This is a genomic window from Kribbella sp. NBC_01510 (genome assembly GCF_045040325.1).
Taxonomy (GTDB): Bacteria; Actinomycetota; Actinomycetes; order Propionibacteriales; family Kribbellaceae; genus Kribbella.
Genome location: NZ_CP109418.1, coordinates 8,038,769 through 8,051,460, shown reverse-complemented (window position 1 = coordinate 8,051,460; position 12,692 = coordinate 8,038,769). Strand labels below are relative to the sequence as shown.

General features: G+C 69.8%; 10 protein-coding genes. 3 read left to right on the top strand and 7 right to left on the bottom strand.

Annotated features, from left to right (window positions below):
• Window positions 1–21: 21 nt before the first annotated feature.
• Window positions 22–1,227 carry an acetate/propionate family kinase gene (locus OG558_RS39365; RefSeq protein ID WP_405067571.1) on the bottom strand — a complete coding sequence of 402 codons (1,206 nt, stop codon included), beginning with the start codon at window positions 1,225–1,227 and terminating at the stop codon, window positions 22–24.
• Window positions 1,224–3,305, bottom strand: a complete 2,082-nt coding sequence (gene pta / locus OG558_RS39360; RefSeq protein ID WP_405067570.1) for a phosphate acetyltransferase — start codon at window positions 3,303–3,305, stop codon at window positions 1,224–1,226. The genes OG558_RS39365 and pta overlap by 4 nt, the downstream gene beginning before the upstream one ends.
• 114 nt (window positions 3,306–3,419) lie before the next feature.
• Between pta and ppdK the strand changes: the two genes are divergently transcribed.
• Both ppdK and OG558_RS39350 read left to right on the top strand, forming a co-directional pair.
• A complete protein-coding gene (gene ppdK / locus OG558_RS39355; RefSeq protein ID WP_405067568.1) occupies window positions 3,420–6,134 on the top strand; it encodes a pyruvate, phosphate dikinase in 2,715 nt (904 codons plus the stop codon).
• Between the two features lie 60 nt (window positions 6,135–6,194).
• Window positions 6,195–6,425, top strand: a complete 231-nt coding sequence (locus OG558_RS39350; RefSeq protein WP_329478735.1) for a hypothetical protein — start codon at window positions 6,195–6,197, stop codon at window positions 6,423–6,425.
• Here the strand turns inward: OG558_RS39350 and OG558_RS39345 are convergent, their stop codons facing one another.
• On the bottom strand, window positions 6,426–8,816 hold the full coding sequence (locus OG558_RS39345) for a glycoside hydrolase family 65 protein (RefSeq protein ID WP_405067567.1): 2,391 nt from the start codon (window positions 8,814–8,816) through the stop codon (window positions 6,426–6,428). It lies immediately after the preceding gene.
• Window positions 8,813–9,796 (bottom strand): Acg family FMN-binding oxidoreductase, encoded by a 984-nt coding sequence (locus OG558_RS39340; RefSeq protein ID WP_405067566.1) that lies wholly within the window; start codon window positions 9,794–9,796, stop codon window positions 8,813–8,815. Before OG558_RS39340 ends, OG558_RS39345 begins: the two co-directional genes overlap by 4 nt.
• A gap of 191 nt (window positions 9,797–9,987) precedes the next feature.
• Between OG558_RS39340 and OG558_RS39335 the strand changes: the two genes are divergently transcribed.
• Entirely contained in the window at window positions 9,988–10,677 is a 690-nt protein-coding gene (locus OG558_RS39335; protein ID WP_329478729.1) for a CBS domain-containing protein, read from the top strand.
• 37 nt (window positions 10,678–10,714) lie between these two features.
• Here the strand turns inward: OG558_RS39335 and OG558_RS39330 are convergent, their stop codons facing one another.
• The 3 genes from OG558_RS39330 to OG558_RS39320 are packed head-to-tail and all read right to left on the bottom strand — an operon-like array spanning window position 10,715 to window position 12,530.
• Window positions 10,715–11,581: a universal stress protein gene (locus OG558_RS39330; RefSeq protein WP_329478727.1), complete on the bottom strand. Its 867-nt coding sequence runs from the start codon at window positions 11,579–11,581 to the stop codon at window positions 10,715–10,717.
• Entirely contained in the window at window positions 11,578–12,258 is a 681-nt protein-coding gene (locus tag OG558_RS39325) for a helix-turn-helix domain-containing protein (protein WP_405067565.1), read from the bottom strand. The genes OG558_RS39330 and OG558_RS39325 overlap by 4 nt, the downstream gene beginning before the upstream one ends.
• A gap of 59 nt (window positions 12,259–12,317) precedes the next feature.
• Window positions 12,318–12,530 carry a DUF1918 domain-containing protein gene (locus OG558_RS39320; RefSeq protein WP_405067564.1) on the bottom strand — a complete coding sequence of 71 codons (213 nt, stop codon included), beginning with the start codon at window positions 12,528–12,530 and terminating at the stop codon, window positions 12,318–12,320.
• Between the last annotated feature and the right edge of the window lie 162 nt (window positions 12,531–12,692).

Below are 12,692 nucleotides of genomic sequence, written 5' to 3'. Positions count from 1 at the left end.
GCCGTTCATCAGAGCCATCAGTCACGCCCCCGAACCGTGACGTACGACGCCGAGGGTCTCGCGCGCGATCTGCCACTCCTCGTTGGTGGGGACCACGAACACCGCGACCTCGCCGGCATCGGTGGAGATGCGGTGCGCTCCGGAGAACGCTGCGTTGTTCCGGTTGCTGTCGATGGCGATCCCGAGGCGTTCCAGACCGGCCAGAGACGCAGCCCGGACCTCGGCCGAGTGTTCACCCACACCGGCGGTGAAGACGACGGCGTGGACTGTCCCCAGGACGGCGTAGTAGGCGCCGACGTACTTGCGGATCCGGTGGCAGTAGACGTCGAAGGCGAGACTGGCGTGCTCGTCACCCCGTGCGCGCAGTCGCGACAGTTCACGGAAGTCGTTCTCGCCGGCCAGGCCTTTCAGTCCCGATGCCGAGTTGAGCGCACGGTCGATCTCGTCCACGGACATGCCCAGTTCCCGCGCCAGGTAGGCCGGGATCGCGGGGTCCACGTCGCCGGAGCGGGTCCCCATCACGAGTCCCTCCAGCGGAGTCAGGCCCATCGAGGTCTCCACCGACCGGCCGCCCAGAACGGCCGAGGCCGAGCACCCGTTGCCGAGGTGCAGCACGATGACGTTCGTCTCGGCCGGATCACGTCCGAGCAGTCGAGCGGTCTCGTGGGAGACGAACGCGTGCGATGTTCCGTGGAAGCCGTAGCGGCGGACCCCGTGGTCCTCCAGCCAGGTCAGCGGCACCGCGTAGGTGTAGGCGTGCGGAGGGAGCGTTTGATGGAACGCGGTGTCGAACACGGCGACCTGTGGCAGGTCGGGGAAGAGCCGGCGGGCGACCCGGATTCCCTCCAGGTTCGCCGGGTTGTGCAGCGGGGCGAGCGGTACCAGCCCGGTCACTTCGGCGAGCAGTGCGTCGTCGATCGGCGCCGAAGCCGAGAACCGGGAGCCTCCGTGGACTACGCGGTGGCCCACCGCCCTGAGGTCGAGGTCGGCGAGTGATGGCCCGTGCTTGTCGAAGGTATCGATCGCCGCGCGCAGCGCATCCTCGTGGGTGAGTATCGACCGCGTCGTCTCGGTCTCGCCGGCCGGGCCGCGATGGACGTGGCGGCCCTCGCCTTCCCCGATGCGCTCTACCAGGCCGGCGGCCGCCGCTTCACCGGTGCGGGCGTCGACCACGCTGTACTTGAGCGACGAGGAGCCGGCGTTGATCACCAGGACGTGGTCGCTCATTGCGTGCGGCTCCCGGCGGCCTGGACGGCGGTGATCGCGACGGTGTTGATGATGTCTCGTACGGTCGCTCCGCGCGACAGATCGTTGACGGGTCGGCGCAGACCTTGCAGGACCGGCCCGACCGCGACGGCGTTCGCCGAGCGCTGCACCGCCTTGTAGGTGTTGTTGCCGGTATTGAGGTCGGGGAAGATGAACACGGTCGCCCGGCCCGCCACCGGCGAGCCGGGCAGCTTCGTCCTCGCCACCGCGCTGTCGATCGCGGCGTCGTACTGAATCGGTCCCTCGACCGGCAGCTCCGGTGCTCGTTCGCGGATGATCATCGTTGCCTTCGACACCTTTTCGACGTCGGTCCCCGAACCGGAGGTCCCGGTCGAGTAGGACAGCATCGCGACCCGCGGTTCGATGCCGAAGGCAACCGCTGTCGCGGCCGAGGAGATCGCGATGTCCGCGAGCTGCTCGGCGGTGGGATCCGGGTTGACCGCACAGTCGCCGTACACCAGGACCTGGTTCTGCAGGCACATGAAGAACACCGAGGAGACGACGGAGACCCCGGGCACGGTCTTGACGATCTCGAGCGCGGGCCGGATGGTGTGGGCGGTGGTGTGCGCCGCGCCGGACACCATGCCGTCGGCGAGGCCGAGCTGGACCATCATCGTGCCGAAGTACGAGACGTCTCTGACCAGCTCGCGGGCTCGGTCCAGGTCGATCCCGCGATGCTTCCGGAGCCGGTGCAGCTCGTCCGCGAGCCGCTCGGCGAGATGGTCGTGCTCGGGGTCGACGATCCGGGCGGCCGCCACGTCGGCGCCGAGTGCGGCGGCCTTCGCGCTGATCACCACCGGATTCCCGAGCAGGGTCAGGTCGGCCACTCCACGGCGGAGCAGGACGTCCGCGGCCCGCAGGATCCGCTCCTCCTCGCCTTCGGGCAGGACGATGTGCTTGCGGTGGGCAACTGCTTCGTCGATCAGCTGGTGCTCGAACATCAGCGGCGTCACCGCGTTGCTGCGCGCGACCTCCAGTTGATCGAGGAGGGCCTCGCCGTCGACGTTCTGCTCGAACAGGGACAACGCCGCGTCCACCTTGCGCGGCGAGTCCTTCGTGAGCCTGCCGCGGACGGCGGTCAGTGCCGCCGACGTGGCCTGCGTGTCGAGAGTGGTCTCGAGGATGGGCAGTGTCACCCCGACCCCGTCGAGCAGCCGCTGGACCTGCGCCGGCAGCGTGAAGCCGCCATTGAGGACGACCGCGGAGATCTGCGGGAAGTTGAGCGACGCGTGCGCGACCAGCACCCCGAGGACCACCTCCGGCCGATCTGCCGCAGTCACCACCGCTGCGCCGTCGAACAGCCTGTCGAGCACGTTCGGCATCGTCATCCCGGCGACGACGAGGCCGGTGACCTCTCGCGTCAGCAGGGCGGGATCACCCCTCAGCAGACGGCCTTCGACCGGGACCATCAGGTCCGCGACCGTGGGCTGAGTGAGGAGCGGCTCCTCCGGCAGGGCGAACGCCGGTGCACCGGCGCCTACCAGTACCGCGACGGTGTCAGCGAGGTGGTGGGGGGTGACGCGGTTGGCGACCACCGCGGCCAGCGAACCGTGGTTGCCGCGCAGTTCCCCGACAGCCATGTCGGCGATCATCCGAACCTCATGCGGGCTGCGCTGGAACCCGTTGAGGACGAGGACGACCGGTGTGCCCAGGTTGGCGGCGATCTTGGCGTTGAAGGAGAACTCTGTCGGAGTCCCCACATCGGTGTAGTCGCTGCCGACGACGAGTACGGCGTCGACGTGGTCGGCGATCTCGTGGTAGCGCTGCACGATCGCGTCGAGCGCGGCGTCGGGGTCCGCATGCACCTCGTCGTACGTGACGCCGAGGCTCTCGCCGTACGCCGACTGGACCGCCTCGTGGGCGGTCAGGAGGTCCAGTACGTAGTCCCGACCACCGTACGTCGCCGTGTCCGGACGAACGATGGGACGGAACACAGCCACCCGTTCGACCCGGCGCGACAGTTGCTGAAGCACTCCGAGGGCGACCGTGGACTTTCCGGTGGACCCCTCCACCGACGCGATGTAGACGCTGCTCCCCATGCCTGCACCCTAACCACTCACGGCGACCGCAGCGGACTGGTCCTCGAACGGGACCTTCGGCCCTGTGCCCGCGGCGCGAGGGACAGGACCGTGGGAGAGGGAGGTGGCATACACATGACCACAATGCCGACGACCGGTCGCTACGTCTTCGACTTCGCCGAAGGGAGCATGGACCAGAAAGAGCTACTCGGTGGGAAGGGCGCCAATCTCGCGGAGATGACCCGGCTGGGGCTCCCGGTTCCGCCGGGATTCACGATCGGGACCACGGGGTGCCGTGCCTATCTGGAGACCGGAGACCTGCCGGCCGGGCTGGCCGGCGAGATCACGGCGCACCTCGGCCGGCTCGAACAGGTGATGGGTCGCCGGCTGGGTGACCCGGCGGACCCGCTGCTGATCTCGGTCCGCTCGGGTGGGAAGTTCTCGATGCCCGGGATGATGGAAACCATCCTCGACATCGGGCTGACCGACGAGTCGGTCCACGGGCTGGCGAAGCACTCGGGCGACGAGCACTTCGCGTGGGACTCCTACCGGCGGCTGCTGCAGATGTACGCGCGTACCGTTCTCGACGTCCCGGACGACCTGCTGCAGGCGGCCGTGTCCACGGAGTACGCCGAGTGGGGCGTCGGGACTCCTGAGGAGCTGCCGGCCCCGGCGATCGAACGTGCCTGTACGGCGCTGAAGCAGGTGATCGCCGACCACGCAGGCCGGCCCTTCCCGCAGGATCCGGCGGAGCAGCTCGACCTCGCGGTCCGTGCCGTCTTCCGCTCGTGGTCGACGCCTCGGGCTCGCTTGTACCGGCGCCAGGAGCACATCCCGGACGACCTCGGCACAGCGGTCAACGTGATGGCGATGGTCTTCGGCAACCGCGGTCCGGACAGCGGCACCGGTGTCGCCTTCACGCGCGACCCGGCGTCGGGTGCGACCGGGGTCTACGGAGACTACCTCCAGGACGCTCAGGGCGAGGACGTCGTCGCCGGGGTCCGCAACACCGTTCCGTTGGCGCGGCTCGCCGACATCGATCCGGTGAGTTATGCCGGACTGGTGACCGCGATGACCACCTTGGAACGGCACTACCGCGACTTGTGTGACATCGAGTTCACGATCGAGCGTGGCCGGCTGTGGATGCTGCAGACGCGGGTCGGCAAACGTACCGCCGGGGCGGCGTTCCGGATCGCGGTCCAGTTGGTCGATGAGGGCCTCATTACCCTCGACGAGGCATTGTTGCGCGTCAGCGGCGCCCAGCTCGGACAGTTGATGTTCCCACGGTTCGGCGAGCGGCACGGCGTACCGGAGTTGGCCCACGGTGTGCCCGCCTCGCCGGGTGCCGCGGTAGGAGTCGCGGCCTTCGACTCCGAGGCGGCACAGCGGTTCGCCGCCGACGGCCGGCACGTCGTTCTCGTCCGCCGGGAGACGAACCCCGACGACCTGCCCGGCATGCTGGCAGCGGTGGGGATCCTCACCACTCGAGGTGGCAAGACCTCCCACGCCGCGGTCGTCGCTCGAGGAATGGGCAAGACCTGTGTCTGCGGCGTGGACAGCCTGTCCGTGGACCCGGTGGCGCGTCGCGCTGTCACGGCCGAGGGTGCCGTCGTCGAGGAAGGCGACGTGCTCTCACTGGACGGGACGACGGGCGTCGTCTACCGCGGTGAGGTTCCTGTGGTGGCCTCTCCGATCGTGGAGTACTTCGAGGGCCGTCTCAGCCTCGCCGAGGCGGACGACCTGGTGCGTGCGGTCGACCGGCTGCTGCGGCACGCGGATGTCCGTCGCAGGCTCGGCGTCCACGCGAATGCCGACACTCCCGCGGACGCCGAGCGCGCCCGGCAGTTCGGCGCGGGCGGCATCGGGCTGTGCCGGACAGAGCACATGTTCCTCGGTGAGCGTCGCAGGCTCGTCGAGCGGCTGGTGCTCGCCGAAGGTGCCCCGGACCAGCAGACGGTGCTCGAGGAACTGCTGCGGCTCCAGCGCGACGACTTCGTCGGGATCTTCCGGGCGATGGCCGGTCTGCCGGTGACCGTGCGCCTGATCGATCCGCCGCTGCACGAGTTCCTGCCCGACCTGACCGACCTGTCGGTGCGGGCGGCCGTCGGCCGAGCCACCGGCACGCCCGACGTCGACGCGGAGCGCCTGCTGCCGGCGGTCCAGCGGATGCACGAGAGCAACCCGATGCTGGGACTGCGCGGTGTCCGGCTGGGCATCGTCATCCCGGGGCTGTTCGAAATGCAGGCCAGGGCGATCGCCGAGGCGGCCGTCATCGTGACGGGCGAGGGCAAGACGGTGCTCCCGGAGATCATGGTGCCGTTGGTGGCCGGCGAAGCTGAGCTGCACCTGGTGCGGCAGGAGATCGAAGGTGTCCTCGCCGAGGTGGCGACCCGAACCGGCCGCACGGTCCCGACCCGGATCGGCGCGATGATCGAGGTGCCGAGGGCGGCGCTGGGTGCCGAGCAGATCGCCCGGTCCGCCGACTTCTTCTCGTTCGGCACCAACGATCTCACCCAGCTGACCTGGGCGTTCAGCCGCGACGACGTGGAGGCATCGATCTTCCCGCGCTACTTCGACGCCGGGATCTTCGCGGTCTCGCCGTTCGAGTCGGTGGATGTCGTGGGTGTGGGCCGTTTGGTCCGGATCGCCGTCGCCGAGGGACGCAGCGGCAACCCCGACCTGGTCATCGGTGTCTGCGGTGAGCACGGCGGCGACCCGGCGTCGATCGCCTTCTTCGCCGAGGCCGGGCTGGACTACGTCTCCTGCTCCCCGTACCGCATCCCGATCGCCCGCCTCGAAGCCGGCCGCGCCGCTGTGGCGCCGACCTCGGCGGACAGCGACACACGCTGAGCAATGCGGGCCTGGCCGACCTCCCTTGCCGGGGAGGTCGGCCAGGCGCATGGTGGAGACGTGGCCGGAACCAAGTGGCACGACCTCAGTCCTGGCAGGCGCCGTGTCATCATCGCCGGTGCCGCCCTCGAGAGCGCCTTGAAAGCTGCCGCCCTCGCTGACCTGGCGCGCCGCCCAGCGACCGAGGTCAGAGGCTCCAAGGCACTCTGGGCGCTCGCGATCACGCTCATCAACGCGGTCGGTGCGGTGCCGATCGCCTACTTCGTCTATGGCCGCCGACCGTCCAGCTGATCAGCTGGACGGCCAGGTGTGGGACTCGCCGGCCTTCAATTGCCGCGTTCGGCCGAAGCAGCGCACGGTGATCGGCGCGCCCGGGCCGGGATCGACGGTGAGCGTCAGCCCGCTGGTGGACACTTCGGCGACGAGACGGTGTCCTCGGTAGCGCAGCACCATCCGGAGTGTGCCGAGTTTGCCCGGCCAGTGCGGCCCGAAGCGGAGTACGTCGTTCGACGTGCTCAGGCCGGTGAAACAGCGCTGGATGAGATCGGCACCGCCGGCCATCGCGGCAAGGTGGATGCCCTCGGCGGTCGTGCCTGTCTGGCTCGGATCGCCGGCGTCGCTGTGCAGTGCCTGTTCGAGGAAGCCCAGAGCCCGATCGGGATCGAGCATCGCCAACCCCCAGGCGTGCACAACCGCGCTCAGCGACGAGCCGTGGCACGTGCGGGCCAGGTAGTACTCGACCGTGGCGCGGATCGTTTCGGCGGTCAGCGGGTAGCCGAGCCTTTCCATCAGCTCGCGCAACTCCCGGCGGGGCAGGAGGTACAGCAGCATCAGTACGTCGGCCTGCTTGGAGACCTGGTACGCCGTGACGTCCTGCCCCTCGGCTTCGAGGATCCGGTCCAGCCGGCGAATATCGCCGTACTCGGCCCGGTAGTGCTCCCAGTCGAGCTCGGAAAGCTGCTCGTATCCCTCGAACTGGCTGATCACCCCGTCGTGGAACGGGACGTACATCCGACGGGTCAGTTGGTCCCAGTGACTCAGTTCCTCGGCGCGGAGGCCGAGGGACTCGACCAGCTGCGTGCGCTGCCAGTCCGGTAGCAGCGCGAGGGCCTTCGCGGCCACGCCGAACAGCCAGACGGCCATCACGTTCGTGTAGGCGTTGTTGTCGATCCCAGCGGCCGGCTGATCGGGATAGCCGGTGTGGAACTCGTCGGGTCCGACCACACCGCGGATCACGTACCGGTCGCGACCCTGGTCGTACTCCGCGAGGCCGGCGAAGAACCGCGCCACCTCGACGATGACCTCGGCGCCGTAGTCGCCGAGGAATGCGAGGTCGCCGGTCAGCTCGACGTACTGCCACATGGTGTAGGCGATCGCCAGGCCGACGTGCCGTTGCCGGAAGGTCGCGTCCTCGCTCCAGCGACCGGACAACGGGTTGAGATGCAGCCGCTGGCTCTCCTCGCGGCCGTCGCTGCCGGACTGCCACGGGTACATGGCTCCCGGACAGCCCGCCAGCCGAGCCGCCAGCCGGGCGGCGGGCAGCCGCCGGTACCGGTACAGCAGCAGTGCCCGCGTCAGCGCAGGCATGCGCAAGGTGAGGACCGGAAAGACGAACAACTCGTCCCAGAAGATGTGGCCCCGGTACGCCTCCCCGTGCAGGCCGCGAGCGGGTACGCCGGCATCGGTGTCGGCGCTGTACGGCGAGACGGATTGGAGCAAGTGGAAGAGGTTCAACCGGACAGCGGCCAGGGTGCCGTCGAACGGCTCCTCGAGATCGAGCGAGAACTGCCGCCACAGGTGTGACCAGGCCAGCACGTGGGCGTCGCGCAGTTGGTCGAAGCCGCGCGCGTTCGCGACTGCGGTGCGGCTGGCCAGCAGCGGTTCGGAGATCCCCGGGTCCCGCGAGCCGTAGAGCGCGGCCACCTTCTCGGCGGTGACGACGTCTCCGCTCCGGACCGGGACGACGACCTCGGCACAGGCGGATGTCGCGTCCGTCCCCGAGGTCCACTCCGTGATCGGCGATCCGTTGTGGGCGGCAACGGTTCGCGTCGCGACGGCAACCCGGTGGCGGGATTGCGACGTCGTCGCCGCGACCATGAGGTTGCCATCAGCAACCGTTGCGGAGACGTCGGTCAGATGCCGGCCGGACAGTTTCCGGTAGCGCTCGACTCCGGCGTTCCGGACGGCTCCGTTCACCGCGGTCCCGAGCCGTAGCCGGCCCTCCCAGTTGAGGACGGTGACGGCCAGGGTCTGGCCGGCCAGGTGTGGCTCGGCCATGCTGGCGAAGCGCCGTTCCACAGCCTGAACCTCCCGGCCGTGCGGATCGCGGAGCCGGAACCGCCGGGTCAGCACGCCGCGCAGCAGGTCCAGCTCCTGGTCGTGCTCGACCACCTCGCAGTTCTCGGGAGTGAGCCAGTCGCCGTCGTCGATGGCAGCCGTCAGCGGCAGCCAGTCCGGCAGGTTCACCAGGCTCTCGTTCTCGAGTACGTGGTCGTTGACCTGGTCGGCCAGCCGGTTGTAGTAGCCGGCCAGGTACGTCCCCGGGTAGTGGTGTTCGCCCGCTACCGCACCCGCCCACGCCCCTCTGGTCGCGAAGTACCCGTTGCCGACGGTGCACAGCGCCTCACGGCGCCGCTCGTCGGCCGGGTCGTAGCCACCGAACCGGTGGACCCAGTCGTTCATGGCTCGAGACCGACCCAGCTGGTCGCGTCCCGCCACGGGCGGCGGCCGGTGTGTTCCTCGGCCTGGGCCGGATAGCCGATCCGGAGGATCATCTGCGGCCAGCTCCGTCCGCCGATCAGGTCCCGGACCTGTGCCCGCAAGGTCGGGTACTCCAGCGCCTGATTGAGGAAGGAGACGGCCAGCACCGAGGAAGTCGCGGCCAGCAACACACGCTCCAAGGCCAGGCCGGCCAGCACCCAGGCGGGCTCGTCTTCGTCCCCGGTGGCGAGCACGGCGATGCGCGGGCGCTGTTCGAAGACGGCGTGCTCCCGGCCCGGTGTGTCGAGACCCGTCGCCAGATCCCGGACCATGGCCGGATCGGTAGGCACCGGCCCGAGTGCGGAGTCCGGTACGCCGTCGTGCGGCCGCTCGCCGCCGACCCACCGGCCGCGCTCCAGCAGGCGGTCCTCGTCGTGCGAGTCGAGGTCGTCGGCCTGCCGCAGGAGCTGCCCGAGCGTCCGGGTGGCATCGTCGTCCAGCCAGTGCAGTTCGGCACCATCGATCTCGGCAGCGTCGGTCAGCGCGCTGATGACGATCGGTGGGATGGCCTGGTCGAGCATCGGGCCGCGATAGGTGTGCCGGCGCGAGATCTCGCCGTACAGGGCGGACAGGTCGGCGATCAGGCCGCTGCGATCGGACAGGTAGATCCGGGCGACCAGGTCCGGTTCGGCCGGGTCGGGCGCGACGGCGAACGTCGACTCGTGCCCGAGCATGGCGGCGGCAACCCGGAGGTTGAACGCCGCCGCGCCCAGACCGATCCGGATCGCCCGCCCGGCCGGGTCGGCGACGGGCAGGACCAGGTCCTCGTCGAGCCGGACGTCGATCACCGGCCCGGCGACCTCGAACCGCCACGGCTGGGTGTTGTCCATCGACGGAGCGTGGACCGCGGCGGCGAGCAGAATGCCCACCTCGTCGCCGGTCAGTGCCTTGGTGGTGTTCACGGGCGTCCTCCTCGTGCGGTCACTTCCAGGACACGGCAACGGGTGGGCGGCCGGCAGGGCCGTCAGTCCTGAACCAGGCGGGTCCATGGTCGGCGACCGAGCCCTGTGGCGGCAGGACCGGGACCTTCGGCCCTGCGCGCGCGATCGGCCGGCTCGTGGAATGGGAGTGGACGCCTTGCCGAGGGGGAGTTATGAAGCACCGGCTGACGGTCGCGGACGTGATGACCACCGACGTCATCACCGTGCCCGACGACGCGGGATTCAAGACAGTGGCCGAAGTGCTGGCCGAGCACCACATCAGCGCCGTACCGGTGGTCGACCGGTACGGCACCGTGGTCGGCGTGGTCTCGGAGACGGATCTGCTCCGCAAGGAGCAGTTCCAGCGGGCCCGCCGATTGCCGTGGTTGCTTCGCTGGTGGCACCACCGATCGCGGTCGAAGGCGGCCGCCGTGACCGCCCGGACGCTGATGACGCGCCCGGCGGTCACCATGACCGACGGCTCGACCCTCGACGAGGCGGCCCGCCGGATGGCGGCGCGGAGCGTCACCCGACTGGTCGTCACCGACGCCGGCGGCGACGTCATGATCGGCATCGTCACCAGGTCGGATCTGCTGCGCGCGTTCGTTGCTCCGGACCACGAGATTCTCGCGCGGGTACGGCGTGACCTGGTCGAGCACGCGCTGGGGGACGACCCATTCGGGGTGGAGGTGACGGTGGCCGACGGTGTCGTCACTCTGACCGGGGAACTCGACGACCGGAGCATGGCGGCGACCGCCGAGCGGCTGACCCGTGAGGTCGACGGGGTGGTCGACGTACGCAACGAACTCACCTGGGCGTTCGACGACACCGTCCCGGCCCCTGGCGCCACCGACTTGCAGTAGGCAGCCGGCTACCTACTGCTGAACGTGTCTTCCTGAGTCAGCGGACGACCGCGACCGGGCAGGGTGGGTGGTGGACGAGGGCGCGGCTGGTCGAGCCGAGCAGGAGGCCACGGAACGCGCCACGGCCCCGGGATCCGACCACGAGGAGTTCAGCGGACCGGCCGGCGGAGAGCAGTGCGTCGTGCGCGGTCCCGTGGACGAGAAGCTCGTCCACGGGGACGTCCAGGTACTTGTCCCGGTGGCCGGCCATCGACTCGGCCAGCAGCGCCGCGCTTTCCTCTTCGAGGGTGTCGAGGTCGTAGACAACAGGCAGCGGATCGTTCGCGCCGGTGCTGATCGGGTCGTGCCAGGCCATCACGGCCATCAGCGTCGTCTGCCTGGACTCGGCCTGCTCGAAGGCGAACTCGATCGCTTGGAGTGAGCACTTGGAGCCGTCGACTCCGACGACGATCCCGCCCGCCTGGCCGGACTCCCACCGCGGCGGTACGACGACGGCCGGACACGCCGCGTGCGTCGCCACGTGGGCCGATACCGATCCCATCGCCAGGTCCCGGAACTCGCCGAGGCCCCGGGAGCCGACCACGACCAGCTCGGCGTTCATTGCCTCCTGCAACAAAGCCGGTGCGGCGCCACCGAAGGTGACGACGGCGTCGACCAGCAGGCGCGGAAAGGTCTCCCGGATCTCCTGGGCGGCTTCGGCCAGCAGGTGTTCGGCCGTGACCCGCAGCATGTCGGTGGGGAGCGGAACCGAGGGGATCCCCAGTGGGCTGCTGAAGAACGGCAACGGCTGGGCGTAGGTGAGGCGCAGTCGCGCCGATCGGCGGTCGGCCTCATCGGCCGCCCACCAGACCGCGGTCTCGCTCGCGGGAGACCCGTCGTACCCGGCGACGACCGTGGTGATCATGGGTGACTTCCTCCCGTCGTCGCGTCGTGCCCGGCGCGGACCCGGCGACCGGTGATGCAGGTCGGTGTGATCACAACGTAGACCTGGCGGTCACCACCCGCCCAGGGGTCGACCGTCGTACTGAGCAACGAGGCTCGGTCGGAGTCGGCGTGCCGGGCGGGGCCGTCGATCAGGACGCTCCAGCCTTGGCGCATGCCCTGGTCGAAGCGGTCCACCTCGAAGGCGACCGGTCCCTCGCCGTACTGCGCGATCGATGTCGTCGCCGCGGTCCGGAACACGATGCCGCCGTGGTGTACGGCGAAGTTCACCGGGAGAACGTGCAGCCGGCCGGCCCACTCGAAGGCGACCCGGCCGATGCCGCCGGGTTCGATCAACCGGAGGCATTCCTGCTCGCTCAGCTCGGCCAGGACGGCGCGCAGGGCGGCGCGACCGTGACCCGGGGGCTGTTCGGGGATCGCGCCGAGAAGCTCGGCGACAGTGGTGTCGAGGGCGTCGGCGAGGCGGATCAGGGTGCTGGTGGTCAGGGCGACGGGCGCATGCTCGACCCGGGCCAGGTAGCCGGAGTCCATCCGCGCCCGGGCGGCCACCTCCTCGCGGGTCAGCCCCAGTACGCTGCGGCGTCTGCGGACGCGCCGGGACAGATCTCCGCCGCCGTCCGGCTGCTCGTTCGCGGTCATCTGCGGTGCCTCCACTCGAGAACCTCGCTGTTCCACCAGCCCAGCCACCTGTCCGCCGCTCAGCGGCCGTGCGCCTGCTTCATCTGTTCGGCGGTGAGGATATGAGCGCCCGCGCTCGGGATGACCAGGGTCTCGGTCCCGGTGTCGTCCCAGCGAACGATGTACGGCGGCGAGCCTTCGGGGCCGTGGACCTCCAGGATCAGACCGTGACGTTTCGGCTCGTCGAGATGGGTGCCTTCGATCATCAACCAGTCGCCAGGTGCCGCTTTCATGGTCGTGCTCCTCCCGGTGAGGGCTGCCGGCGGTCCGCCGGCGCGCCCACCCTCAGCTGACACCTGAACGGGGCGCTACGGCAGGGGCCAAGTTCCCGCGGGCTGGGACCGAAAGGCCTTCGCCCGGCCGGAGGTCCCTTGTCCGGGGTGGTCGGGACCTTG